At 65.3% G+C, this 26,068-nt stretch carries 24 protein-coding genes and 1 pseudogene; 15 read left to right on the top strand and 10 right to left on the bottom strand.

Features of this window, described 5'->3' with window-relative positions:
* Positions 1-40: 40 nt before the first annotated feature.
* From IM543_03075 to IM543_03050, 6 genes are read left to right on the top strand one after another with little or no spacing between them, the layout of a single operon-like run.
* Entirely contained in the window at positions 41-1,060 is a 1,020-nt protein-coding gene (locus IM543_03075; GenBank protein ID QOY94896.1) for an ATP-grasp domain-containing protein, read from the top strand.
* The gene (locus IM543_03070; protein ID QOY94895.1) at positions 1,057-2,241 is read left to right on the top strand and encodes a phosphoribosyltransferase domain-containing protein; all 1,185 of its coding nucleotides are present in this window, start codon (positions 1,057-1,059) and stop codon (positions 2,239-2,241) included. Before IM543_03075 ends, IM543_03070 begins: the two co-directional genes overlap by 4 nt.
* Positions 2,219-2,971, top strand: a complete 753-nt coding sequence (locus IM543_03065; protein QOY96502.1) for a hypothetical protein — start codon at positions 2,219-2,221, stop codon at positions 2,969-2,971. Before IM543_03070 ends, IM543_03065 begins: the two co-directional genes overlap by 23 nt.
* On the top strand, positions 2,968-4,056 hold the full coding sequence (locus IM543_03060; GenBank protein ID QOY94894.1) for a cysteine protease StiP family protein: 1,089 nt from the start codon (positions 2,968-2,970) through the stop codon (positions 4,054-4,056). The genes IM543_03065 and IM543_03060 overlap by 4 nt, the downstream gene beginning before the upstream one ends.
* Positions 4,049-4,954 carry an HpcH/HpaI aldolase/citrate lyase family protein gene (locus IM543_03055; GenBank protein ID QOY94893.1) on the top strand — a complete coding sequence of 302 codons (906 nt, stop codon included), beginning with the start codon at positions 4,049-4,051 and terminating at the stop codon, positions 4,952-4,954. Before IM543_03060 ends, IM543_03055 begins: the two co-directional genes overlap by 8 nt.
* Positions 4,951-6,192 (top strand): TerD family protein, encoded by a 1,242-nt coding sequence (locus IM543_03050; protein QOY94892.1) that lies wholly within the window; start codon positions 4,951-4,953, stop codon positions 6,190-6,192. The genes IM543_03055 and IM543_03050 overlap by 4 nt, the downstream gene beginning before the upstream one ends.
* Before the next feature lie 31 nt (positions 6,193-6,223).
* Here the strand turns inward: IM543_03050 and IM543_03045 are convergent, their stop codons facing one another.
* From IM543_03045 to IM543_03035, 3 genes are all read right to left on the bottom strand, one after another.
* Positions 6,224-6,802 carry a hypothetical protein gene (locus IM543_03045; protein QOY94891.1) on the bottom strand — a complete coding sequence of 193 codons (579 nt, stop codon included), beginning with the start codon at positions 6,800-6,802 and terminating at the stop codon, positions 6,224-6,226.
* A gap of 93 nt (positions 6,803-6,895) precedes the next feature.
* The gene (locus IM543_03040; GenBank protein ID QOY94890.1) at positions 6,896-7,483 is read right to left on the bottom strand and encodes a hypothetical protein; all 588 of its coding nucleotides are present in this window, start codon (positions 7,481-7,483) and stop codon (positions 6,896-6,898) included.
* On the bottom strand, positions 7,480-7,845 hold the full coding sequence (locus IM543_03035; GenBank protein QOY94889.1) for a hypothetical protein: 366 nt from the start codon (positions 7,843-7,845) through the stop codon (positions 7,480-7,482). Before IM543_03035 ends, IM543_03040 begins: the two co-directional genes overlap by 4 nt.
* 9 nt (positions 7,846-7,854) lie before the next feature.
* On the opposite strand from IM543_03035, the gene IM543_03030 reads away from it, so the two are divergent.
* Entirely contained in the window at positions 7,855-8,046 is a 192-nt protein-coding gene (locus IM543_03030; GenBank protein QOY94888.1) for a hypothetical protein, read from the top strand.
* 107 nt (positions 8,047-8,153) lie between these two features.
* Here the strand turns inward: IM543_03030 and rpsJ are convergent, their stop codons facing one another.
* From rpsJ to rpsL, 5 genes are all read right to left on the bottom strand, one after another.
* Positions 8,154-8,465, bottom strand: a complete 312-nt coding sequence (rpsJ, locus tag IM543_03025; protein ID QOY94887.1) for a 30S ribosomal protein S10 — start codon at positions 8,463-8,465, stop codon at positions 8,154-8,156.
* A 249-nt stretch (positions 8,466-8,714) separates the two neighbouring features.
* Positions 8,715-9,905, bottom strand: coding sequence for an elongation factor Tu (tuf, locus tag IM543_03020; protein QOY94886.1), 1,191 nt, complete (start codon positions 9,903-9,905; stop codon positions 8,715-8,717).
* A gap of 84 nt (positions 9,906-9,989) precedes the next feature.
* A complete protein-coding gene (fusA, locus tag IM543_03015) occupies positions 9,990-12,095 on the bottom strand; it encodes an elongation factor G (protein QOY94885.1) in 2,106 nt (701 codons plus the stop codon).
* A gap of 116 nt (positions 12,096-12,211) precedes the next feature.
* Positions 12,212-12,682 (bottom strand): 30S ribosomal protein S7, encoded by a 471-nt coding sequence (gene rpsG, locus IM543_03010; GenBank protein QOY94884.1) that lies wholly within the window; start codon positions 12,680-12,682, stop codon positions 12,212-12,214.
* A gap of 138 nt (positions 12,683-12,820) precedes the next feature.
* Positions 12,821-13,207 (bottom strand): 30S ribosomal protein S12, encoded by a 387-nt coding sequence (gene rpsL, locus IM543_03005; protein QOY94883.1) that lies wholly within the window; start codon positions 13,205-13,207, stop codon positions 12,821-12,823.
* A 395-nt stretch (positions 13,208-13,602) separates the two neighbouring features.
* On the opposite strand from rpsL, the gene IM543_03000 reads away from it, so the two are divergent.
* On the top strand, positions 13,603-15,393 hold the full coding sequence (locus IM543_03000) for a phosphoethanolamine transferase (GenBank protein QOY94882.1): 1,791 nt from the start codon (positions 13,603-13,605) through the stop codon (positions 15,391-15,393).
* On the opposite strand, the pseudogene IM543_02995 reads toward IM543_03000, so the two are convergent.
* Positions 15,380-16,043, bottom strand: a pseudogene (locus IM543_02995) (hypothetical protein). The gene IM543_03000 and the pseudogene IM543_02995 sit on opposite strands and share 14 nt — an antisense overlap.
* 178 nt (positions 16,044-16,221) lie before the next feature.
* Between IM543_02995 and IM543_02990 the strand changes: the two are divergent.
* Genes IM543_02990 through IM543_02960 form a run of 7 tightly spaced genes read left to right on the top strand, consistent with a single transcriptional unit; the run spans position 16,222 to position 24,366 of the window.
* Positions 16,222-17,490 (top strand): efflux RND transporter periplasmic adaptor subunit, encoded by a 1,269-nt coding sequence (locus IM543_02990; protein ID QOY94881.1) that lies wholly within the window; start codon positions 16,222-16,224, stop codon positions 17,488-17,490.
* 37 nt (positions 17,491-17,527) lie between these two features.
* Complete coding sequence (locus IM543_02985) at positions 17,528-18,238, top strand: ABC transporter ATP-binding protein (protein ID QOY94880.1); 711 nt, start codon at positions 17,528-17,530, stop codon at positions 18,236-18,238.
* A 13-nt stretch (positions 18,239-18,251) separates the two neighbouring features.
* Positions 18,252-19,562, top strand: coding sequence for an ABC transporter permease (locus tag IM543_02980; protein ID QOY94879.1), 1,311 nt, complete (start codon positions 18,252-18,254; stop codon positions 19,560-19,562).
* Between the two features lie 19 nt (positions 19,563-19,581).
* Complete coding sequence (locus tag IM543_02975) at positions 19,582-20,814, top strand: ABC transporter permease (GenBank protein QOY94878.1); 1,233 nt, start codon at positions 19,582-19,584, stop codon at positions 20,812-20,814.
* Between the two features lie 42 nt (positions 20,815-20,856).
* Positions 20,857-22,194: a sigma-54-dependent Fis family transcriptional regulator gene (locus tag IM543_02970; protein QOY94877.1), complete on the top strand. Its 1,338-nt coding sequence runs from the start codon at positions 20,857-20,859 to the stop codon at positions 22,192-22,194.
* Positions 22,191-23,552 (top strand): HAMP domain-containing histidine kinase, encoded by a 1,362-nt coding sequence (locus IM543_02965; GenBank protein QOY94876.1) that lies wholly within the window; start codon positions 22,191-22,193, stop codon positions 23,550-23,552. The genes IM543_02970 and IM543_02965 overlap by 4 nt, the downstream gene beginning before the upstream one ends.
* Positions 23,553-23,589: 37 nt before the next feature.
* On the top strand, positions 23,590-24,366 hold the full coding sequence (locus IM543_02960) for a spermidine synthase (GenBank protein QOY94875.1): 777 nt from the start codon (positions 23,590-23,592) through the stop codon (positions 24,364-24,366).
* Positions 24,367-24,424: 58 nt separating this feature from the next.
* On the opposite strand, the gene IM543_02955 is transcribed toward IM543_02960, so the two are convergent.
* Positions 24,425-26,068 (bottom strand): DUF2235 domain-containing protein, encoded by a 1,644-nt coding sequence (locus IM543_02955; protein ID QOY94874.1) that lies wholly within the window; start codon positions 26,066-26,068, stop codon positions 24,425-24,427.

Here is a 26,068-nt window from a genome sequence, read left to right as displayed (position 1 = left end):
CCATGCGGGCACGCCTGTCCATCCTGTCTTGAAAGACTTCATGCGCGTCTGGTACAACAGGACGTTTTCGTCCGTCTACGCCGCCATCGGCCTGATCCGCGAAGCGGACAGCGCCGGCCGTTTCACCATCGTCCACAGCAATGCCAACCGCCACACGCCGGCCGCGCGCCTGGCCCACGAGTTCCACGGCGAGCCGACCGGACTGGATGCGGCCGCCTACGTCGACTGGTGCGTCGAATTCTGCCGCAAGCAGCGCATCGACATCTTCGTGCCGGGGCGCGAAGCCACCGTGCTGGCCGCGCACCACGCGCGTTTCCTGGAAGGCGGCACGCGCGTGCTGAGCGCAGCCTCGCCGCGCCAGCTCCAGCTCATCCACGACAAGGCCGGCTTCTACGCCGAGACCGATCTGCCGCAGGCGCCGGTGGCCGAGTTCCGCCGCTTCGACAATCTCGCCGCGTTCGACGCCGCCTGGGCCGAACTGCGCCCGCGCCATGCGAAGCTGTGCATCAAGCCGGCCAAGGGCATCTACGGCATCGGCTTCGCCATCGTCGACGAGCAACGCAGCGCCGCCGCCCTGCTGCTGGGGGGCGTCGAGTACCACATCGGCTACCAGGACCTGCGCCGCGGCCTGGCCGAACTGGGCGAGTTCCGCACCATGCTGCTGATGGAATACCTGGACGGCCATGAATACAGCGTCGACTGCGTGGGCGACCAGGGCCGCCTGGTGACCGCGGTGGCGCGCCGCAAGCTGCCGCAGTCCGGCAGCGGGCAGCTGATCGACATGCGGCCGGAGATCATCGCCGCGACCGCCAGGCTCGCCGCCGACCATGGCCTGAACGGTATCTTCAACGTGCAGTTCCGCGAGGCCAAGGGCAAGCCGCGGCTACTGGAAATCAACCCGCGCATGTCGGGCGGGATCGGCATGGCCTGCGCGGCCGGGCCGAACCTGCCCTGGATCACGCTGAAGGGCTTTGCCGACGGCTTCGATACGGTCGAGGTGCCGCCGGTCCGCGACGGCATGCGCGTGATCGAGGTGGCCGAAGCGCTGGAGCTGGCATGAACGCCACGTCCGACCCCGACGCCCTGGCGCGGCGCAGCGTGGCGCTGCCGACCGGCACCCTGGAAGTCACGCTCGCCGAGGGCGCCGACACGCTGGACGAACTGCTCGGCTTCGCGGCGCGGGCCAACGCCAAGCGCGGCTTCCTGTTCCTGAGCAAGGTGCTGGGCAAGCACTGGCCGGTGAAGCCCGCCGGCATGATCGCCGTCCACGAGCGCCTGGCCGCCACCGTCCCGCCAAGCGAAGGGCCGGTGGTGTTCATCGCCATGGCCGAGACCGCGATCGGCCTGGGACAGGGCGTGTTCGAAGCCTGGCTGCGCGCGCATCCCGGGCGCGAGGCGCTGTTCATCCATACCACGCGCTACCGCGTCGGCGGCGGAGAGCTCATCGAATTCGAAGAGGCGCACAGCCACGCGCCGCGCCAGTTCCTGCACATGCCGCTCGACGCGTCGCTGCGCGCCCTGCTGCTGACGGCGCGCACCCTGGTGCTGGTGGACGACGAAGCCAGCACCGGCAACACCTTCCTGAACCTGCTCGATGCCTGCCGCCGCCTCAACCCGGGCATCGAGCGCGTGCACCTGGCGACGATCACCAATTTCATGGGACCCGAGGCCACCGCGGGCCTGGCCGCGCGTTTCGGGCTGCCGGCGACGATGGGCGCGCTGCTCAGCGGCGAATACCGCTTCACCCCGGGCGACTACGTGGCCCCGGATACCGCGGCCCAGCGCTTCGATCCGGACGCCGACCGCGGCGCCAGCCCCCGCTTCGGCCGCCTGGGCCTGCGCGCGGCCCTGCCCGCGCCCGCGCGGCTGGCGGCCCGGCTGGCGCGCGAGTTCGCGCCCGGCGCCAGGGTGGCGGTGCTGGGCACCGGCGAATTCATGCACGCGGCCATGCTGCTGGGCGCGGCGCTCGAAGCGCACGGCGTCGAGGTCCGGGTGCAATCGACCACGCGTTCGCCGATCCTGACCTGGGGCGCCGTCGGACACGCCTTGCGCTTCCCCGACAACTACGGCGAAGGGGTCGCCAATTTCATCTACAACCTCGCTCCCGGCCAGTACGACCACGTGCTAATCTGCCACGAGACCGCCGCCAATCCCGCCCTGCGCGAGCTTGCCGGCCTGCTGGATGCGCGCCTGTTCCACTTCCTGTCCGAGGCTGATGTTGAAGAAGTTCCTGTTCGCTGACCTGGACGACACCCTGTTCCAGACTTTCGAGAAGTGCTCCCCGCTGGAGGCGCTCGAGCCGGCCGCCTATTACAAGGACGGCAGCATCTGTTCCTACACCACCCGGGCGCAGCGCGCCTTCCTGAGCTTCGTGCAGGACGGGATGACCGTGATCCCGACCACGGCGCGCGACCACGACGGCCTGCGCCGCGTCCACCTGCCGTTCGACAGCTACGCCATCATCAACTACGGCGGCGTGGTGCTGCAGCCCGACGGCAGCGTCGACCGCGCCTGGCTCGAGCAGACCCGCTCGGCGATGCACGCCGCCCTGCCCGGCCTGCAGGAACTGGCGAGGCACCTCGACGCCTACGCGGCTGCCACCTCCTTCGGAGGACGCGCGCGCATGATCGAGGATTTCGCCACGCCGTTCTTCCTGGTCGTGAAAGACCCGGACAAGCGCCACGAACGCCTGGCGCCGCTCGAGACGGAGGTGGTGCGGCCCTGGATCGCGGACGGCCACCCCGACTATGTCGTGCACCGCAACGGCAACAACCTGGCGATCCTGCCGAAGGCGCTCGACAAGGCCAATGCGGTGGCCCACGTCAGCGCCCTGCTGCGCGCCGAGCACGGCGACATCGTCACCTTCGGCATGGGCGACAGCCGTTCGGATGCGCGCTTCATGGCCGCCTGCGACTACGCCATCGTCCCGCGCGCCACCCAGCTGGCGCGCCTGACCGTGGAGACGCTGTGAGCTTTCCGGGCAGCTACCGCAGCGGCGAGGTGGACTTTTTGCTCACGCGCCTGCCGGCGCAGGAATTTACCAGCGTGGCCGAGAAGGAGCGCCTGATCCAGTCCGGACAGCGCCACTACAGCCAGATGCTGTCGCCGGAATCGCCACCCTCGCCACGCTACATGGCCCTGTTCGACGAGGCCTGCCGCGCCAACAATGCGCGCATGGCGGCCGACTGCCTGCGCCTGGCCGCGCTGATCGACGGGCGGCGCAGCGGCGACATCGCCGTGGTGTCGCTGGCGCGCGCCGGCACGCCGGTGGGCGTGGTCGTGACGCGCCTGCTGCGCGACGTGTTCGGGCGCCGGGCGACGCATTACTCGGTATCGATCGTGCGCGACCGCGGCATCGACCGGGCCGCCCTGCGCCACATCCTGGCCCGGGGCCACGCACCGCACTCGCTGGTGTTCGTCGACGGCTGGACCGGCAAGGGCGTGATCGCGCGCGAGCTGGCGCTGTCGGTGTCCGCCTTCAACGCGGCGCAGGGCACGCAGATCGACACCGGCCTGTATGTGCTGTCCGACCTGGCCGGGGCTGCCGCCTGCGCGGCCTCGGGAGACGATTACCTGATCCCGTCGAGCATCCTGAACGCGACGGTGTCGGGGTTGGTCAGCCGCACCGTGCTGGACGAACGCATCGGCCTCGATGACTTCCACGGTTGCGTCTACTACGGCGAATACGCGGCGCACGACCAGTCGCAGCGCTTCGCCGACGCGCTGGTGGAGCTGGCCGCCGCGCAGGCGCTGGAAGGGCTGCCACATGCCGAGCCGCTGGATGCGCGGGCGGCGGCCGGGCGCTCGCGCGACTATCTCGCCGGCGCCATGGCGCGCTACGGCATCCAGGACGTCAACCTCATCAAGCCCGGCATCGGCGAGGCCACCCGCGTGCTGCTGCGCCGCGTGCCGCGCCTGCTGGTGCTGCGCCAGTCCGGCGCCGCCGAGGTGCGGCACCTGGAAGTCCTGGCCGAAGAAAAACAGGTGCCGGTCGCGACCGACCCGCTTCTCCCCTACCACGCGGTTTCCCTGATCAGGAGTGCATCGGATGGCTAATCTGGCCAATAAGTCTCTGGGTGCGTCGCTGTACGTGCCTGCCAATCACAAGGACCTGGCGGCAATCGCCAACGGCGACAAGCTGGCGCAGGCGCGCTCGCTCATCTTCTGCCTGGAGGACGCGATCGCCGACCGGGAACTGAGCTGGTCGCTGTTCAACCTGTCGGTGGTGCTGGCGAACATGCGCGCCGACGTCGCGGCCGAACGCTTCGTGCGGGTGCGCAACCCGGACGTGCTGGCCCGGGTGCTGGCCATGCCCGGCGCCGAGAAACTGAGCGGCTTCGTGCTGCCCAAGGTCACGCGCCACAATTTCGAGACCTATTTCCGGCTGGTGCGCGATACCTCCCACCTCCTGATGCCGACCCTGGAGACCGCGGAGGTCTTCTGCGACAGCGAAATGCAGCAGCTGCGCGCCGTGTTCGACGCCCCCGGCGTGCGCCAGCGCATCCTCTGCCTGCGCATCGGCGGCAACGACCTGCTGGCCCTGCTGGGCCTGCGCCGGCCGCGCGGCATGACGATCTACCGCACCCCGCTCGGCCCGGTGATCGCGCGCCTGGTGACCACCTTCCGTCCCTGGGGCTTTGCCCTGACGGCGCCGGTGTTCGAATACCTCGACCTGCCCGAACTGCTCGACCAGGAAGTGCTCGAAGACCTCGCCTACGGCATGGTCGGCAAGACCGCGATCCACCCGACCCAGATCGGCCCGATCGAGCAGCACTACCAGGTGCGCCCGCAAGACCTGGCGGTGGCGCGCGCCATCCTCGACGACGCCAGCCCCGCCGTGTTCCGCATGGATGATGCGATGTGCGAAGTCGCCACCCACCGCGCCTGGGCCGAAGGCCTGGTGGCGCAGTCGCACCGCTTTGGATCACGATCGATGGAAGGAGAACCCTCATGAACCAGTTTTCGCGTGGCCAGAAAGGCAAGCTGGCCGATCTCGGCGTCGGCAATACTTTCACCGTCGAGGTGGATATCGGGGCGCCCGGCATGTCCGTTGACGTATCCTGCTTCGGGCTGGATGCGGCCGAACGCCTGTCGGACGAGCGCTACATGGTGTTCTACAACCAGCTGGCCAGCCCCGAAGGGGCGCTGCGGCTGGAACCGGGCGCCGTCCCGCGCTTCGCCGTCGACCTCGAGCGCTTGCCGGCAACGATCGCCAAGCTGGTGTTCGTGGCCGCCATCGATGGCGCGCCGACCATGCGCGCGCTCGGCGCCTGCGCCCTGACGCTCGGCGGCGCGGTGCGCTTTCCGTGGTCGGGCGCGGACTTCGGCGACGAAAAAGCGGTGATCGTGGCGGAGCTGTACCGCCGCGACGGCAGCTGGCGCTTCGGCGCGGTCGGCCAGGGTTTCAATGGCGGGCTGTCGGCCCTGCTGGCGCATTTCGGCGGCACCGAGGCGACGCCGGCGGCGGCGCCACCAGCCGCTCCCGCCCCCGCTCCCGCCGCCGCGCCAGCCAGCCCCCCCGTCTCGCTCTCGAAGGTCACGCTGGAAAAGCGCGGCGACAAGGTCTCGCTCGACAAGCGTGCAGGCCAGGGCTTCGGGCGCATCCACGTGAACCTGAACTGGAACCAGTCGGCCACCGCGGCGCCGCCCCAGCCTGCGAAAACCGGCTTCTTCGACAAGCTGATCGGCGCGGCAAGCCCGCGCAAGGGCCGCGGCGGCATCGACCTCGACCTCGGCTGCATGTACGAGCTGGCCGACGGCCGGCGCGGGCTGGTGCAGGCGCTCGGCAACGCCTGGGGCGACTTCGAGCGCGAACCCTATATGCGGCTGGACGCCGACGACCGCACCGGCGCGGCGGCGGGCGGCGAGAACCTGTTTATCAACGGCGAGCGGTTCGACCAGATCCGCCGCGCGCTCATCTTCTCGTTCATCTACGAGGGCGTTCCCAACTGGGCGGCGACCGATGGCGTGGTGACCATCGCGGCGCCCGGCCAGGCCCCGATCGAGGTGCGCCTGGACGGCGGCGGCAACCAGATGATGTGCGCGATCGCGCTCATCGAGAACCGGAACGGAAGCCTGCAGGTGACCAAGCTGGCCGAGTACTTCCAGCAGCAGGGCGGCACCAGCGCGCACGAGCTGATGGATCGCCACTTCGGCTTCGGCCTGCGCTGGAAGACCGGCACGAAAGGCTGAGCGACCCGGCCGAGGCGCGTGCTTCGGTGGACTAGCCGCAGGTTTCGACGTAGGAAACCGCGGGCTGGAGACCGGCGCGCATCGCGGTCACCTTGCCGCCCGACTCCTCCAGGACGATGGCGCTGCGGCCGTCGGCGCTGGGAAAGCTCAGGTAGTGGCCGTTGGCATCGTATTTGTGCGCGCTGAGCTGCGCTTCCGGATGCGCGGCGCGCACCTGCGCCAGCGTGTCGCCGATGCTGGCCACGGCACTGGCAACGCCCGGTCCGGCATCGGCACGGGTGACGACACCGTTTTCGACCATGAAGCGCAGCCCGGGCAAGTCACTGAAGCGCACCATGCTGCAGGCCGGATCGACGGGGTCGGGCAATATCGCCTTGCCGCCAAGCGCCTGCTCCGCCTGCGCCAGCGTCATGCCGAAGCGGACCGCCTTGAATCCTTCGGCGCTCAGCATGGCCGACGCTGCCGGACTGCGCGCGGCCGGCGCGGCTGGCGCTGTAACTGACGCCTGGGCTGGCGCGGTGCCGGTATTGCCCGGTGCCGCAGGCGGCGCGGCCTTGTCCACACATGCGCTCAAGAGCGCCATCGTCGCCAGCATGAGTTGTGGTCGCATTCCCGTCCTCTTTTCGTTTGATTCAGGCGCGACTATACGGCGAAAGCCTGCCACATGACGCACGCCGCACCCTGGTGCGGCTGCCGGGACGGGTTACCACTTGCAGCCCTTGTCGCGAATGGTGTCGAGCACGAGCGGCACCAGGATGAAGAGGTCCGCCTTGGGGCTGTCGCCGGCATAGGCGGTCTGGCAGTCCGGACGCTTCGCGCGCCGGATGCCCCTGGCCAGCGGGCTGTCGTCTTCGCTGCGCAGCTGTTCGGCCGCGCGCAGGCGTTCCGACGCGCTCCGTCCATCCTCTCGCTCCACGTCGCGCGCCGCGGCGCGCAGCGCCTCCATGTCCAGCCTGCGCGGCTGCGCGGCACGCCGTTCCGCTGTGGCGTCCTGTGGCCCGGGCCGCGCCAGGGTGGGGGTTTCCACCGGCGCCGGCGCCGCGGCGTCCTGGCGCCGCACGACACGATCGCGGTGGCGGCGCAGCGGCGGCGACGGCGCGCTCAGCGCCGGTTCCGGCAAGCGCGGCGCCGTCCGCTCGGGAACCAGCGTGAGCGCCATGTAGACAGCGTCGGGCGCTTCCTCGCGCGCGGACGGGATGCCGGCGTAGCGGATCACGACAGCCAACAACACCAGGTGCGCCAGCAGGATGCACGCGCCTGTCCCGGCACGCGGCCGCCAGCCGCGCCTCATCCGGCGATGCGGCCGAGCTGGCCGGCGAGCAGGATGAAGCATCCGAGGCAGGGGTAGCCGGCAAGCTGCGTCCAGGAAGTGCGGCGCAGGCGGATCGCGCTGGTGTGAATGCAATGGGCGGCGAGCATGCTTGATGAGCTGGTTGTCATTGCATCGATTACAACATGGCCACTGGAGCGAAACAATTGGTCCCGCATAAAGCCGCGAGCCGCGGCTGGCAGCGTGCCGGGTTTTAAGGCAAGCGTAAGGAAACGCGCCGGCGTGGCGGAAAGATGACGGCACAAGGTAGGCGGAACTGCGCAGGCGGTCTGCGGCAGAACAAAGTGCGTCGTAAAAGCGCGCTCGACAATGGGCTTTTGCACGGAGGCCCCATGTCGAACTTCGATCACCTGCCGGACGATGCCACCCGACTCAGCAGCGCCAGCCTGCGCTCGCATTTCACGGGCATGGCCCCGACGCTGGTCGGCTGGCTCGGCCGCTATGTCCTGTTGATCGTACTGCTGGGCGGCGGCGTCGTCGCCGGCACCTTGCTCGGCCCGACCGTCTACGCACTGCTCAATTGAGCCGCAGCCGAGCAAAAACCTTAGCGCAAATGACAAGGGCCGGGAAGTCCCTGCGGACTTCCCGGCCCTTGCTACCGCAGCGCAAGCGCTTGCGGCCGATCAGGCGATTACTGCAGCTTGATTTCGACGTCGACGCCAGCCGGCAGGTCGAGCTTCATCAGTGCGTCGACGGTCTTGTCGGTCGGATCCACGATGTCCATCAGGCGCTGGTGGGTGCGGATTTCGAACTGGTCGCGCGAGGTCTTGTTGACGTGCGGCGAACGCAGGACGTCGAAACGCTGGATGCGGGTCGGCAGCGGGACCGGGCCCTTGACCACTGCGCCGGTGCGCTTGGCGGTGTCGACGATTTCCAGTGCGGACTGGTCGATCAGCTTGTAGTCGAACGCTTTCAGGCGGATGCGGATCTTTTGATTGGACATTGCTATTCCTTAAAGAGCGAACCACACGGGAGTGTGGCAATAAAAAACGCATACGGAAATCCGGATGCGCAACAGGGTCGGTATCGTAACACACTTGTCCGGGCTGCGTATACGCCCCCCGGGCCAGTGTTGCGTTTCAGCGGACACGCATGAACGCTGAAAAAACCCTCAGATAAACAAATGTCGGCCTAAGCCGACATTTGTTTAGTCTTCAGGCGGCTTGCGCCGCCCTTCGAACGGATATCGCTATCAGGCGATGATCTTGGCAACCACGCCGGCGCCGACGGTACGGCCACCTTCGCGGATTGCGAAGCGCAGGCCTTCTTCCATCGCGATCGGAGCGATCAGCTTGACGGTGATCGACACGTTGTCGCCTGGCATGACCATTTCTTTGTCGGCCGGCAGCACGATCGAACCGGTCACGTCAGTCGTACGGAAGTAGAACTGCGGACGGTAGTTGTTGAAGAACGGGGTGTGACGGCCGCCTTCGTCTTTCGACAGGACGTACACTTCGCCGGTGAAGTCGGTGTGCGGCTTGATCGAGCCCGGCTTGGCCAGAACCTGGCCACGCTGGACGTCTTCACGCTTGGTGCCGCGCAGCAGCAGGCCGACGTTGTCGCCAGCTTGACCCTGGTCCAGCAGCTTGCGGAACATTTCCACGCCGGTGCAGGTGGTCTTGACGGTGTCGACGATACCGACGATTTCGATCTCTTCGCCGACCTTGATGATGCCGCGCTCGACACGACCGGTCACCACGGTACCGCGGCCCGAGATCGAGAACACGTCTTCCACCGGCATCAGGAAGGCGCCGTCAACGGCACGTTCCGGGGTCGGGATGTAGGTGTCCAGGGCTTCAGCCAGCTTGATGATGCACTCTTCGCCCATTTCGCCAGCAGCGCCTTCCAGCGCCATACGTGCCGAACCCTTGATGATTGGCAGGTCGTCGCCTGGGAACTCGTACTTCGAGAGGAGCTCGCGGACTTCCATTTCGACCAGTTCCAGCAGTTCTGCGTCGTCGACCAGGTCGCACTTGTTCAGGAACACGATGATGTACGGAACGCCAACCTGACGCGCCAGCAGGATGTGCTCGCGGGTCTGTGGCATCGGGCCGTCAGCGGCCGAGCACACCAGGATCGCGCCGTCCATCTGCGCGGCACCGGTAATCATGTTCTTGATGTAGTCGGCGTGGCCTGGGCAGTCAACGTGTGCGTAGTGACGGTTTTCGGTTTCGTACTCGACGTGCGCGGTGTTGATGGTGATGCCGCGTGCCTTCTCTTCCGGAGCCGCGTCGATCTGGTCGTAGGCCTTGGCTTCGCCGCCGAACTTCTTCGACAGGACGGTTGCGATTGCAGCCGTCAGGGTGGTTTTACCGTGGTCAACGTGACCGATGGTGCCGACGTTGACGTGCGGCTTGGTCCGTTCGAATTTACCTTTTGCCATTTCCTATCTTCCTTTAAAAGAAACGATTGTTTGTTTTTAGTCTGTTTGGACAGGACGCCTTGGGCATCCTGTCCGGATTTTTTATTACTTGGACTTTGCGGTCACGATAGCGTCGATCACATGCTTCGGAGCTTCCGAATAGTGCTTGAACTCCATCGTGTAGGTCGCACGGCCCTGGGTTGCCGAACGCAGCGAGGTCGAGTAACCGAACATTTCCGACAGCGGAACTTCGGCCTTGATGATCTTGCCGCCGCCGCCCGGGATTTCGTCCATGCCCTGCACCATGCCGCGGCGGGACGACAGGTCGCCCATCACGGAACCGGCGTAGTCTTCCGGGGTTTCCACTTCCACGGCCATCATCGGCTCGAGGATGACCGGGCTCGCCTTGCGGCAGCCTTCCTTGAACGCCATCGAGCCCGCCATGCGGAACGCGTTTTCGTTCGAGTCGACGTCGTGGTACGAACCGAAGGTCAGGGTGACTTTGACGTCAACCACCGGGTAGCCAGCCAGCACGCCGCTGGTCAGGGTCTCGCGCACACCCTTCTCGACTGCCGGGATGTATTCGCGCGGAACCACGCCGCCCTTGATGGCGTCGATGAATTCGAAGCCCTTGCCCGGCTCTTGCGGCTCGATCGACAGGACAGCGTGACCGTACTGGCCGCGACCGCCCGACTGCTTGACGAACTTGCCTTCGACGTCGGTGACTGCCTTGCGGATGGTCTCGCGGTAGGCAACCTGCGGCTTGCCGACGGTCGCTTCCACGTTGAATTCGCGCTTCATGCGGTCAACGATAATTTCCAGGTGCAGCTCGCCCATACCACCGATGATGGTCTGGCCCGATTCTTCGTCGGTACGCACGCGGAACGACGGGTCTTCCTGAGCCAGACGGTTCAGTGCCAGGCCCATCTTTTCCTGGTCGGCCTTGGTCTTCGGCTCGACTGCCTGCTGGATGACCGGCTCCGGGAACACCATCTTTTCCAGGGTGATGACAGCCGAAGGATCGCACAGGGTTTCGCCGGTGGTCGCTTCTTTCAGGCCGACCGCCGCGGCGATGTCGCCGGCACGGACTTCCTTGATTTCTTCGCGCTGGTTGGCGTGCATCTGCAGAATACGACCCAGGCGCTCTTTCTTGCCCTTGACCGGGTTGTAGACGGTATCGCCCGAATTGACCATGCCCGAGTAGACGCGGAAGAAGATCAGCTGGCCGACGAACGGGTCGGTCATGATCTTGAATGCCAGCGCAGCGAATTTCTCGCTGTCGTCGGCCTTGCGGGTGACCGGCTGGTCATCTTCGTCGGTACCGGCGACTGGCGGGATGTCGATCGGCGACGGCAGGTATTCGATGACCGCGTCGAGCATGGCCTGCACGCCCTTGTTCTTGAACGCGGTGCCGCACATCATCGGGACGATTTCCGACGCGATGGTACGCTGGCGCAGAGCGGCCTTGATCTCTTCTTCCGAGAGCGAGCCTTCTTCCAGGTACTTGTTCATCAGCTCTTCCGACGCTTCAGCGGCGGTTTCGACCAGCTTTTCGTGCCATTCGTTGGCTTGATCGACCAGTTCCGCCGGGATGTCGCGGTAGTCGAACTTCATGCCCTGCGACGCGTCGTCCCAGATGATCGCTTTCATCTTGACCAGGTCGACCACGCCCAGGAAGTTCTCTTCCGCGCCGATCGGGATCTGCAGCGGGATCGGGTTGGCCTTCAGGCGAGCGCGCATCTGCTCGTAGACCTTGAAGAAGTTCGCACCGGTACGGTCCATCTTGTTGACGAAAGCCAGACGCGGGACTTTGTACTTGTTAGCCTGGCGCCACACGGTTTCCGACTGTGGCTGCACGCCGCCGACTGCGCAGTAGACCATGCAGGCGCCGTCGAGCACGCGCATCGAGCGCTCGACTTCAATGGTGAAGTCGACGTGGCCCGGGGTGTCGATGATGTTGATGTGGTGCGGCTCGAAGTTGTTGGCCATACCCTTCCAGAAGCAGGTCGTCGCTGCCGAGGTAATGGTAATGCCGCGTTCCTGCTCCTGCTCCATCCAGTCCATCGTCGCGGCGCCATCGTGCACTTCGCCGATCTTGTGGTTCACGCCGGTGTAGAACAGGACGCGTTCGGTGGTGGTGGTTTTACCAGCATCGATGTGAGCGGAAATACCGATATTGCGGTAGCGCTCAATGGGGGTCTTGCGTGCCATAATTTTTCCTAAATCTTTGAATGGACAAAACCGGGCGGCATCTTGGAGTCAAAATGTGCCCGGCCTGAACAACTGATACTGCACAGCCTCGCCCCCGGAAGGGTCTGGCCATTTGCTTAGAAGCGGAAGTGCGAGAACGCTTTGTTCGCTTCAGCCATGCGGTGAACTTCGTCACGGCGCTTCATCGCGCCGCCGCGCATTTCCGCGGCTTCCATCAGTTCACCACCCAGGCGTTGTGGCATGGATTTTTCGCTGCGCTTGTTTGCGGCTTCGCGCAACCAACGCATGGACAGCGCCATACGACGAACCGGACGAACTTCCACTGGCACCTGGTAGTTGGCGCCGCCGACGCGGCGGGATTTCACCTCGACCATCGGCTTGCAGTTGTTGATCGCGGTCGTGAACACTTCCAGCGGGTCCTTGCCCGATTTTTGCTGGATGTGCTCGAACGCACCGTAGATGATGTTTTCAGCGACCGATTTCTTGCCGGACAGCATCAGAACATTGACGAACTTGGCGACATCGGTGTTGCCGAATTTTGGATCCGGCAGAATTTCGCGCTTGGGTACTTCACGACGACGTGGCATTTCAATTCCTTCCTATCTTCAGTTGAGTGCGGTGTCCGCACTCGCGAAAGACCCTCATGATCTTTCACTTACTCGGCCTTCCGGCCGGCTCAACTTAACTTTTTATAATGTGACCTGTATGCGACAGGGTCCGCAGGATTACTTCTTGGCGCCAGCTTTAGCGCGCTTCGCACCGTACTTCGAGCGAGCCTGCTTACGGTCTTTCACGCCCTGGGTATCCAGTGCGCCGCGGACCATGTGGTAACGCACACCCGGCAAGTCTTTCACACGGCCGCCGCGGATCAGGACGACGCTGTGCTCTTGCAGGTTGTGGCCTTCACCGCCGATGTACGAAATGACTTCGAAACCGTTGGTCAGGCGAACTTTGGCGACCTTACGCAGTGCCGAGTTCGGCTTCTTCGGGGTCGTGGTGTAGACACGGGTGCAAACGCCGCGCTTCTGCGGGCAGTTTTCCAGTGCCGGGGACTTGCTCTTCACAACCGCGGCTTCACGCGGCTTGCGAATCAGTTGATTGATGGTTGGCATCGTTCAAAAATCCAACAAAATAACTACGTTGATGACCCGGACCCTTGTTGCGCGTGTCCGGGGACTGAAACCTAGTCCCGAATTCGCTACCCAAAGCAGAGGCGACGAAAGCCACTCACCGAAGGAGCGGCTGCGAATGCGCGGTGCTTATATAAGATGTGCAGAATAAATTCGAGAACTCGCGAGTATAGTCCCGATGCGCAAGGGGGTCAACCGCTTTGCCCGATGCGGAGCCCGCGGCGCGGGTAAACCGCGGTTTGGCAGGATGGATGTGGCAAGCGTGCTACAAAGTGCCGCCGCGGCTTGCAGCAGGAATGATGTATTTCCGGCTATAAAGACCCCATAATAGTCGATCCATAGCCGATGTATCCCCGATTTCGCCCGCTTCCCACCCCATGCCCCGCCTGTCACATCCGCTGCTGCCCCGCTTGCTGCGCCCCGCCACGCTCTATCTGCTGCTGAGCTATGTGCTGCTGTCCAGCATGCCTTTCGCCGGCCAATTGCTGGGCACGGCGGCGCAGGCGGACAGCCCCTGGCAGCTGCTGGGCGCCAGCCTGTTCGCCTGGATCGCGGCCTGGGCCCTGTGCAAGCGCCCGGCCTGGTTCCACCTGGCCCTGCTGCCGGCCTTCCTCGCCTTGCCGACCGAGCTCTACCTGCTTACGTATTATGGGCAGGGCATCTCGACCCACCATCTCGGGGTCATCGCCGAGACCAGTCCCAGCGAAGCGCTGGAATTCCTGGGCGCGAAAGCCTGGCTGCTGGGCGCGGTGCTGCTCGCGGTGCTGCTGTGGTTCGGCAGCACCTGGGTGGTGGCCTGGCGCACCCGCGACCTGGACTGGAACGACCGCTCGCGCTGGATCGTGCTGGCGGCGCTCGGCGGCTGCGCGGCGGTGCTGGGCTATGGACAGAAAGCCGGGTTCGCCCAGTCCGGCTCCCCAGCCGCCTTCGCCGGCAGCTGGCCGGCCCTGCCCGCCTGGGCCAGGCCGCCCGTCGACCTGGCGCTGTTCGCCCATTCCTGGCCCTTCGGCATGACCGCGCGCGGCCTCGACTTCTACAAGGAGCGGGTCTACCTGGCGCAACTGAACCGGCGCAGCGCCGCCTTCCGCTTCCATGCCAGGCAGGCCGGGGACGGGCACGGCCCGCAAGTCTTCGTCGTGGTCCTGGGCGAATCCTCGCGCTTCGACCGCTGGAGCCTGAACGGCTACGCGCGCGCGACCACGCCCCTGCTCGCGCAGGAACAGAACCTGGTGATGCTGCAGGACGTGATCACGCCGGTATCGGCCACCCGCCTGTCGGTGCCGGTGATTATTTCGCGCAAGCCGGCGATGCAGAGCCTGAAGGACGGCTTCTCGGAAAAATCCTTTTTGACGGCCTTCAAGGAAGCCGGCTTCAAGACCTTCTGGATCTCGAACCAGGTCTCGTTCGGCAAGTTCGACACCCCGGTATCGGTGTTCGCGCAAGAGGCGGACGAGGTCCAGTTCCTGAACCTGGGCAGCATCTCCGACGCGTCCAGTCACGACGCGGTGCTGCTCGATCCGCTACGGCGCGCCGTCGCCGAGCCGGCCGGAAAGGTGCTGGTGGTGCTGCACACCCTGGGCAGCCACTGGAACTACGCCCACCGCTACCCGAAGGAATTCGACCGCTGGCAGCCCTCGCTGCGCGCGATCGACAAGCCCGACTTCACCAATCCGCGCATCGAGCCGGAGATGAACAACAGCTACGACAGCGCCATCTTGTATACCGACTGGTTCCTGTCGCACGTGATTGGGGTCTTGAAGGAGACCGGCGTGCCGGCCTCGCTGCTGTACGTGGCCGACCATGGCCAGACCCTGTACGACAAGTCGTGCAAGATCGCCTTCCATGGCCACAACACCCAGTACGAATTCCATGTGCCGGCCTTCGTCTGGTATTCAAACAGCTACGGCGAGCGCTTCCCCGACAAGATCGCCCAGTTGCAGCGCCACCGCAAGGCCAGGCTCTCGACCGAGAACATGTTCCACACCCTGCTCGACATGGCCGACATCCGCTATCCCGACGAGCGGCTCGCCTGGAGCTTCGTGAACCCGGCCTTCCAGCGCCACAAACGCTACGTCGACAGCTACGGCTGGACCGACTACGACGACGCGAAGATGCGCGGCGACTGCCGCGAGGTCATCGCCAACGGCAAGCCGCTCAAGCGTTACTGAGCTCCGCCGGCGCCGGTTCGCCCAAATGCGCGCTGAGCCAGCGCGCCACCTCGGCCGCCCTGCCCTCGATCTGCGCACCGAAGCCCTGGGTCGCCAGCAGCGCGATGCCGTTCGGGTTGCGCAGCACGCCCGGCAACAGCACCGGGCGCCCGCTCGCGGTATCGATGCGGAAGGGGTCGAGCTTGCCGGCCAGGATCCGGGCCAGCACCAGGTTGTGCGAAGACACCAGCACCAGGTCGCGGGCGCACAGGGACTCCAGCACCGCGCTTGCCGCCGACACCGATTCGAGGTGGTTGGTGCCGCGGAACACCTCGTCGACCAGGCAGATGCCGGCCGGCGCCCCGCTGGCATCGAGCAGTTCGCGCGCCCGGCGCAGCTCAGACATGTAGAGACTCTCGCCGCCCAGCAGCGAATCCTCGTTCTGCATGCTGGCGCGCCTGCTGCGCGTAGCAGAAGCCGAACGCGCGCGCCGCCACCAGGTTCAGGCCGACCATGCGCAGGAAAGTGCTTTTGCCGGAGGCGTTCTGCCCGGAGACGAAAGCGCCTTGATTATCCAGCGCGATCGACAGCGGCACCGGTTCCGGCATCAAGGGATGCACACCGCCGACCAGCGCCAGCGAGCGCCACGCGCTGCGCTCGGCCCAGCACCAGCGGCGCGGCAGCCAATATTCAAGCTTTGTCACGCTGTCCGGACGCTGTCCGCGCTGTCGTGACGGACAGGCCGGACAGCGAACGCAAGCATGGCACTCCTTGTGAAATCAAGGACTTGCTTGACTGGCACGGATCGTGCATTGACTACGCCATCGAATGTAGTCAACCAAAGATGCCATGATCCGCGACACCTCACATCAAGACGCCGTCCTCACCCCGGCCCCGGTCCACAAGCTCAAGCGCCGCGCGCTGTGGGTGGGCGGCGCCATCGCCGTCCTGACCCTGGGCACCGCCGTGCTGGGCGCCTGGAGCAGCAGCGAACACTCGGTCAGCGAAGCGCGCCTGCGCATCGCCGAAGTCACCCGCGGCACCCTGGTGCGCGACGCCTCGGTGAACGGCCGCATCGTCGCCGCCGTCAGCCCCACCCTGTACTCGACTTCGCCCGCCACCGTCAACCTGAAGGTCGCCGCCGGCGATACCGTCAAACGGGGTGACGTCCTCGCCGTGCTGGAATCGCCCGACCTGGCCGATGAACTCAAGCGCGAGACCTCGAGCTACGAGCAGCTCAAGGCCGAGGTGGCGCGCCAGCATATCCTGGCGCGCAAGCAGAAGCTGCTGGCGCAGAAGGAAGCCGACACCGCCGAGATCGATCGCCTGTCGGCCCAGCGCACCCTGGAGCGCTACGAAAGCGTGGCGCAGGTCGGCATCATCGCCAAGATCGACTTCCAGAAAGCCAAGGACGCCCTGAACTCGGCCGAGATCCGCGCGCGCCATGCCTCGCAGGCCGCCAGCCTGGAGAGCGACGACGTGCAGCTGGCCCTGAAAACCAAGATCAACGAGCTGGAACGCCAGCGCCTGTCGCTGGCCAATGCCCAGCGCCGCGTCGACGAACTCACCGTGCGCGCGCCGGTCGACGGCTTCATCGGCACCCTGAACGTCCAGAACCGCATGGTGGTGGCGGCCAATGCGCCCCTGATGACCCTGGTCGACCTGTCCAAGCTCGAAGTCGAGATCGAGGTGCCCGAAACCTACGTTGCCGACATCGGCCTGGGGCTCAACGCCGAAATCACCCTGCCCTCGGGCACCGCGACCGGCAAGCTGTCCGCGCTGTCGCCCGAGGTGGTAAAGAACCAGGTGCTGGCGCGCGTGCGCTTCGACGGCGCGCAGCCCACCGGCCTGCGCCAGAGCCAGCGCGTGACCGCGCGCCTCCTGATCGAAGAGCGCCCCAACGTCTTGCTGCTGCCGCGCGGCCCGTTCGTGGAGAGCGAAGGCGGGCGCCATGCCTATGTGGTGCGCGACGGGATCGCCGTGCGCACCCCGATCCAGCTGGGCGCCACCAGCATTTCCGCCGTCGAGATCCTGTCGGGCCTGAAGCCGGGCGAGAAGGTGGTCGTCTCCGGCACCGATACCTTCAAGAACGCCGAACGCGTTTCCATCAATCGCTGAGCCAAGCGCCAAAACCAATACCAACAAGGAGAATCCCATGCTGCGCATGACCAACCTGAGCAAGGTGTACCGCACCCACATGATCGAGACCCACGCGCTGCGCGGCTTCGAGATCGCCGTCAAGCAGGGTGAATTCGTCACCGTGACCGGTCCGTCCGGCTCGGGCAAGACCAGCTTCCTGAACATCGCCGGCCTGCTGGAAGAATTCACCTCGGGCGAGTACATCCTGGACGGCGTCAACGTGCAGGGCCTGGACGACAGCGCCCGCTCGCGCCTGCGCAACGAAAAGCTCGGCTTCATCTTCCAGGGCTTCAACCTGATTCCCGACCTGAACCTGTTCGACAACGTCGACGTGCCGCTGCGCTACCGCGGCTTCAACAAGACCGAGCGCAAGGAGCGCATCGAGGACGCGCTCGCCAAGGTCGGCCTGGCCTCGCGCATGAAGCACTACCCGGCCGAGCTGTCCGGCGGCCAGCAGCAGCGCGTGGCGATCGCGCGCGCGCTGGCCGGTTCGCCCAAGCTGCTGCTGGCCGACGAACCGACCGGCAACCTGGATACGCAGATGGCGCGCGGCGTCATGGAACTGCTCGAAGAGATCAACGCGGCCGGCACCACCATCCTGATGGTGACCCACGACCCGGAACTGGCGGTGCGCACCCATCGTAACGTCCACATCATCGACGGCCAGGTCTCGGACCTGGTGCGCAAGGGCCCGACCCTGGTCGACAAGTCCACGGTGTCGGCATAAGGAGCGGCGCACCATGTTTTCCTACTACCTCAAACTGGGCGTGCGCAGCCTGCGCCGCAATCCCGCGCTGACCGCCCTGATGGTGCTGACCCTGGCCATCGGCGTGGCCGCCAGCGTCTCGACCCTGACTATCCTGCACATGATGTCGGCCGATCCGATCCCCGAGAAAAGCGAGCGCCTGTTCGTGCCGCTCGTGGACAACGGCCAGGTCGAAGGCTGGGCCCCGAGCGACGGCCCCAATGACCACCAGCTGGGCTATATCGACGCCGCCAACTTCCTCAAGAGCGGCCAGGGCGAGCGCCGCACCGCGATGTACGGCGTGTTCCAGCCGATCGAGCCGCCGCGCAGCGACATCCCGGCCTTCACCGCCTCGGGCCTGGCGCCGACGCGCGACTTCTTCACGATGTTCAAGGTGCCTTTCCTGTACGGCCAGCCATGGCTCGATGCCGACGACACCCGCGCCGCCGACGTGGTGGTGCTGGGCCGCGAGGTCTCCGAGAAGCTGTTCGGCGACGTCAACCCGGTTGGCAAGCAGCTCCGGATCGGCGGCTTTCCCTATACCGTGGTCGGCGTGACCGACACCTGGAACCCGCTGCCGCGTTACTACAAGCTGATCGGCGGCAGCCGCTTCGGCAAGGCCGAAGAATTCTTCATCCCGTTCTCGACCGCCCTGCGCCACGAGATGGGCCACAACGGCAGCATGAACTGCAGCTCCAGCCGCGATCCGGGCTTCGCCAACCTGCTCACTTCGGAGTGCACCTGGCTCCAGTTCTGGTTCGAGGCCAGGAGCGGCGGCGAGCGCGCCGATCTGCAGTCCTGGCTCGACAACTACGCCAGCGAGCAGCGCAAGCTGGGGCGCCTGAAGCGCAACGCGCCGAACAAGCTGTACAACGTGCGCGAGTGGATGGAAGAACTGAAGGTCGTCGGCAACGACAGCAAGCTGTCGGCCTGGCTGGCCTTCGGCTTCCTGGTCCTGTGCCTGGTGAACACGGTCGGCCTGCTGCTGGCGAAGTTCTCGGTACGCGCTACCGAAGTCGGCATCCGTCGCGCGCTGGGCGCCTCGCGCCGCGACGTGTTCAGGCAGTTCCTGGTCGAGACCGGCGTGGTCGGCCTGGTCGGCGGCGTGCTCGGGCTGGTGCTGGCCTTCGGTGCGCTGGCGCTGATCGGCATGCAGAGCAAGGGCATGGCGGCGGTCGCGCGCATGGACTGGCAGATGCTGATCCTGACCTTCGTCATGTCGATCGTCGCCGCCATCGTGGCCGGCCTGCTGCCGACCTGGCGCGCCTGCCAGGTGACGCCGGCCATCCAGCTCAAATCGCAATGAACGCCTGAGGAAACACATCATGGAAATCCGCCCCATCCTGTCCGCGCTGATGCGCAACAAGACCGGCCCGATCCTGGTCGCGCTGCAGGTCGCGCTGAGCCTGGCGATCCTGGCCAACGCCCTGCACGTCGTGAACGAACGCCGTGAGGTGGCCGCGCGGCCGTCCGGCCTGCTCGATGAAGCCGCCACCTTCTATTTCACCGTGCGCAACCTGAACAGCGACGGTCCCGAGCAGATGCTCGCCACCATGAAGCGCGAAGCCGAGGTGCTGCGCGCGGTGCCGGGCGTGGTCTCGGTGGCGAACGTGTCGCAGATGCCGATCTCCGGCAGCGGCAGCACCAACAGCGTCGCGCTCGACCGCCGCCAGGAGCGCGAGAGCGCACTGGCCTCGGTGTACATCTCCGGCGACTCGCTGGTCAAGACCTTCGGCCTGCGCCTGGTCGAAGGCCGCGACTTCCTGCCCCAGGAACTGGTCGACGTCAACGAGAACGAAAGCCGCGACCTGCCCAAGCAACTGATCATCACGAAAGCGCTGGCCGACAAGCTGTGGCCGGGCGGCTCGGCGATCGGCAAGACCATGTACTTCGGCACCGGCGAGCAGGCCCAGGGCGCGCAGGTGGTCGGCGTGGTCGAACGGCTGCAGTCGGCCCACGGCGACGTGGGCGAACGCGGTGAGTGGGCGGCCCTGGTCCCGGCGCGCCTGTACGGCAACCCCGGCGTCCTGTACGCCATCCGCGCCGAAGCGGGCCAGCGCGACCGCGTGATGAAGGAAGCCGAGGCGGCGCTGCGCAAGTCCTCGGCCACGCCGATGATCCTGGAAGCCAAGACCGTCGAGGAAGACCGCACCAGGCGCTACCGCGGCGACGTCACGCTGTCGTGGATGCTGATCATGGTGAGCGTGCTGCTCCTGCTGATCACCTGCTCGGGCATCGTCGGCATGGCCAGCCTGTGGGTGACCCAGCGCCGCAAGCAGATCGGCGTGCGCCGCGCCCTGGGTGCGCGCAAGCTCGACATCCTGCGCTATTTCATCATGGAGAACATCATGATCACCAGCGCCGGCGTGTTCGGCGGCGTGCTGCTCGGCCTGGGCCTGAACCACCTGCTGGTGACCAGGCTCGAGATGGCGCGCCTGCCGGCCCACTACCTGGTGGGCGGCGCGGTGGTGTTCTGGGCGCTCGGCATCCTGGCGGCCTACGGCCCGGCGTGGCGCGCGGCGAGCATTTCGCCGGCGACGGCGACCCGTAGTGCCTAAGTTGATAATTGAGAGTAAGCAACTAATGCTAAACTGGCCCGCATGCCCACCGTACTGATCATCGACGACAACGCCGCGGTCGCCATCGCGCTCGACGTCCTGTTCTCCCTCCACGACATCGCCTCCCTGAGCGCGGCGTCGCCCGAGGAAGGACTGGACATCCTCGGGCGCGAGCAGGTCGACCTGGTCATCCAGGACATGAACTTCACGGCCGACACCACGTCCGGCGAAGAAGGCGTGGTGCTGTTCCGCGAGATCCGCCGGCGCCACCCCGACCTGCCGGTGATCCTGTTGACCGCCTGGACCCACCTCGACGCCGCGGTGGAGCTGATCAAGGCCGGCGCCGCCGACTACCTGTCCAAGCCTTGGCACGACGAGCGCCTGCTCACCACGGTGACCAACCTGATCGAACTGGGCCAGGCCAACCGCGCCCTGGGCCAGCGCCTGCAGCGCGAACGCAAGGCCAGGCGCGAGCTGGAACAGCACTTCGACCTGCGCGGCCTGGTCTGGCAGGACCCGGCCACCGAGCGCGTCTTGAGCCTGGCCTGCCAGGTGGCGCGCGCCGACGTACCGGTGCTCATCACCGGTCCGAACGGCACCGGCAAGGAGCGCATCGCCGAGATCATCCAGGCCAATTCGCAGGTGGCCGACGGCCCCTTCGTGGTGCTCAATTGCGGCGCACTGCCCTCGGAACTGATCGAGGCAGAGCTGTTCGGGGCCGACGCCGGCGCCTACACCGGCGCTTCGAAAGCGCGCGAAGGCAAGTTCGAGGCGGCCGACGGCGGCACCCTGTTTCTGGACGAGATCGGCAACCTGCCCTTGGCCGGCCAGATGAAATTGCTGCGGGTGCTGGAAACCGGGCGCTTCGAACGGCTCGGCTCCAACCGCGAACGCCAGGTGAAGGTGCGTGTGATCAGCGCCACCAACGCCGACCTGGGCGCCATGATCCGCGCCGGCACCTTCCGCGAAGACCTGTTCTACCGCCTCAACGTGATCGAACTGCGCCTGCCGCCCCTGAGCGCGCGCCCGGGCGACATCCTGCCGCTGGCCGTGAGCTTCCTGCGCGGGAAGACCCTGCACCCGTCGGCCGAAAGCGCGCTGCTGGCCCACGCCTGGCCCGGCAACGTGCGCGAACTGAAGAACGTGATGGCGCGCGCCAGCCTGCTGGCGCAGGGAGATCTCATCAAGGCGCTCGATCTGGGCTTGCCGCTGGCCCCGACGCTGGCGCAATCCTCCGATTCCGAGCCCGACCGCGACGCCATCGTGCAGGCGCTGGCGCGCGCCGGCGGCGTGGTGGCGCAGGCCTCCGCCGAGCTGGGCCTGTCGCGCCAGGCCCTGTACCGGCGCATGGAACGGCTCGGCATCGCCAGGCCGGCATGAGCAAGGGAGCGCGCCGGCGCTTCCGGCTCTCGCTGGTGACGCGCTGGTCGGCGCTGGTCGGCACCCTGCTGGCCTTGGGCATGCTGATCGCGCTCGGGCTGGACCACGTCTTCCCCGAGCGTCCGGTGCTGGTGTTCCTGGCCTGCCTGCTGGCGATCGTCCCGATCGCCATCATCACCATCCGCTCCCAGATCCAGCCGATCCTGTCGCTGTTCCGCGCCCTCGAGGGCACCGTGGCGAGCTACCGCGACGGCGACTTTTCCTTCAGCCTGCACTGGCCGCAGAACGACGAGCTGGCCGACCTGATCGCCGCCCACAACGACCTGGGACAGGTGCTGCGCGAACAGCGCCTCGGCCTGGTGCAGCGCGAGCTGCTGCTCGACACCATGGTCCAGAACACGCCGGTGGCGATGCTGCTGGTGACCGATTTTTCCGCCAATGCCGGCACCATCGTCTATGCCAACCTGGCGGCGCGCCAGCTGTTGTCCGAAGGCCGCAAGCTCGAAGGGCACGGCCTGGGCGCCATCCTCGAGAGCGCGGCCCCGGCCCTGAAGGACGCGCTGGCGCGCGGCGGCGACGGCCTGTTCACCGCCGGCGAATCCGAAGACGAAGAGGTCTATCACCTGGCGCGCAGCAGCTTCACCCTGAACGGCCGGCGCCACGAACTGCTGCTGCTGCGCCACCTCACCACCGAGTTGCGGCGCCAGGAAGTGCAGACCTGGAAAAAGGTGATCCGCGTGATCAGCCATGAACTGAACAATTCGCTGGCCCCGCTGGCCTCGCTCGCGCACTCGGGCGCGGAACTGGTGCGGCGCGGCCAGACCGAGCGCCTGCCGCAGATCCTGCAGACCATCGGCGAGCGCACCCGCCACCTCGAAACCTTCATCCTGGGCTATGCCCGCTTCGCCAAGCTGCCCACGCCGCGCCTCGACGCGGTGCCCTGGCAGGTCTTCGTGGACCGCCTGGCCGACCAGGTGCCCTTCCAACTGTCGGGTGAGCTGCCCTCGGCGCCGGCCTGGATCGACGCCGCCCAGATGGAGCAGGCCCTGCTCAACCTGATCAAGAACGCCCACGAATCCGGATCGAAGCCGGAGGACGTCGAGCTGCACGTGCGGCGCATGCAGGAGGCGGTGCGCATCGACGTGCTGGACCGCGGCAGCGGCATGAGCCACACCGTGCTGACCAATGCGCTGGTACCCTTCTACTCCACCAAGCGCAGCGGCACCGGCCTCGGGCTGGCGCTGGCGCGCGAGATCGCCGAGGCCCATGGCGGGCGCATCTCGCTGTCCAACCGCGACGGCGGCGGGCTGGCCGTGACCCTCATCCTGCCGGCCCTGCCGACCGCCCCACGGGCATAAAGCCGTTATGATCGGTTTTTGCCGCCCTTGTATTACCATGCCGCCTTCCTACACCCGTACCGATCCCCGCTTCGCCCAGCCCGGCCACCCGCCGGCCACCATCGACGAATTCGACGGCGTACGCTTCCTGCACCTCGGCACCTCGTGGGTGCAGGGCGCCATGCGGCTGTCCAAGCCGGACGCGATCGAGCTCGAATACGTCCAGATGATGATGATGTGGACGCTGTTCAACGCCGCGCCGCGCCGCATCGTCCAGCTGGGCCTGGGCAGCGCGGCCCTGACCAAGTTCTGCTACCGGCGCTTTCCCGACGCCCGCGTGAGCGTGGCCGAACTCAATCCCAACGTGATCGCCATCTGCCGCGCGCTGTTCGGCCTGCCCGAGAACGACGCGCGCCTCGACGTGCGCGAACTGAACGCGCTCGACTTCGTGCTCGACGCCGGCAACCACGGCCGGGCCGACGTGCTGCAGGTGGACCTGTACGACCACGACGCGCGCGGCCCGGTGCTCGATTCGCTGGAGTTCTACCAGGGTTGCCACGACTGCCTGACGGAGAACGGCATCATGACCGCCAACGTCTTCGGCGACTTCAGCAGCTACGACAAGAACCTGCTCACCATGCAGCAGGTGTTCGACGCCGTCGTGTGGCTGCCCGAAGTGCACGACGCGAACATCGTGGTGCTGGCCTTCAGGCAGGCGCCGCAGATCGACTTCGCGCTGCTGTACGAGCGCGCCGGGGAGATCCGGCGGCATCTCAACCTGCCGGCCAGGAAATGGGTCGACGGGCTGAAGGAATGGATGCGCGACCACGCGTGAGGCGTTTTGTGCTCATGTACATCCGCTTTGCTGCCGTGCTCACTTGGCGCTACGCTCATCAGTCATCGCCGAGAAAAATTTTACGAAACTTGAAAATTCCAAGCCCATTCATGTGGAACTCATTGGTCATCCACCCACCCATTTCGATGAAGCCGGCCATTGAATCGTGCACATAATTGCCTAAAAAATGTTCAATTGTTGAGTTCAACCTCTCTGGTTTTATTGCATCTACCATTGTAAGAAGATGCTCTGCCTGCCGAGAATCCAAGGCCTTTAACCGGGCGGGCTCCGGAATCTTCTGGTGCTGGGCCACCGCGTCAGCGAAGTTGTACTTCTCGTCGCTTGGCGGGATCGGATAGTTCATCAAGGAACTTAGACGCTTGTTGAAGGTTCCTGTGGTAATTTTGATGAAAGATTTATGCGATGCCGACGCGCGCTGGAAGAACGGCAAGGAGACGATGGAATTGCGGTACTTATATCGATAACTCAAGTACAAGCTCATGTGTTGCTGGTGCGCTTGCTCGACTGGTCCTGCTTTTATGTTAGCGGCCTTGATATACGCGTTGAAATCGGTGATCGTTGCTGGAGAGACTGTAAGATCCGCTCGCACGGACTTCAGCAAGCCATCCCAGTTTACCAGCGGCACTCCCGCGACCCGCGCATCATAATACATTTGCGACCCGGGAATCCTGGCCATCTCGCTCGCAATTTCCGGCGCAATACCAACCGCATTTGGCGCATAGCCGCCACCGAGGTCAGAGTGGGCGCCTGGGTACATCACCTCCTTTGCGTTGCTTGGATAGACCCCGCCAATTCGCACAGAATCAAGTGGAAACGAAGCACGGACTTCGTGCCCTGCGACAAAGTGAACACATTGTTCGACAGCGGGGTGTATCTGCATATTGTTGTCCGCCCAGGACTGGTGCCCTTCCGCAATTGAGTTGCTGAATGAGTTAGGAATTCCGACCGAAGCAACAGTGTCGAAAATTCCTAAAAATCCAACTCGGATAGGCATCCCTGCAAATTCCCAACCGCCACGTACTGGCTCACACACTTCGAATAACCAATTGCAAAATGCCCTAGCTTCTGCTGCCCCTCGGGAAAAGCCAAAAATCGATAAATTGATCAGCTCGACGCGGGGCTTTTTCCCATTCAAATTTGACGCCAGGGTCTCCTGCCAGGTCTTCAATACATGCCGGCGCATGAACGCAGGGTTTGTGACCGATGCCATATTTTCAGTGATACGAGCTGAAAGTTTGTCATCCAGTAGAAGGCTGTTGAGTATATATTGCTGCGGTGCATTTAGCAGACGAGTAAAAGCCCAAATAATTCTATTCTCACCATTCCAAGCCGCCCCACCCCCCAATGGATTCTTCCCGTCGTCGCCAATTTCTGGAAACGACGTTCCTACACCGGGAATGTAATATTTGAAATAGCCACCATCATTCTGGTCGGGATAAGTGTGGAAAAGCTTGACGATATTGCTATGCTTGCGATTTAGAGGACCGAGACTTTCATAGTCAATCTTTCTGCTGTTTCCGGTTCCATCAAAAAAGATTCCAACATTTAGATGACCAGCGCAAGATGGAGTAGTTCTATTTGCAAGAGTGCAGTTCAATGCTTTCGCACGTTGCATGATTTCTTTTCCTGTGAGCTTACGAAGACCATTGCTCGGAAAAGATTCGGGAGGGAGGGTTGCCAT

The organism is Massilia sp. UMI-21, from assembly GCA_015277795.1.
GTDB lineage: Bacteria > Pseudomonadota > Gammaproteobacteria > Burkholderiales > Burkholderiaceae_D > Telluria.
The sequence above is the reverse complement of the archived record's forward strand: the minus strand, read 5'-3'. Positions and strand labels throughout refer to the sequence as shown.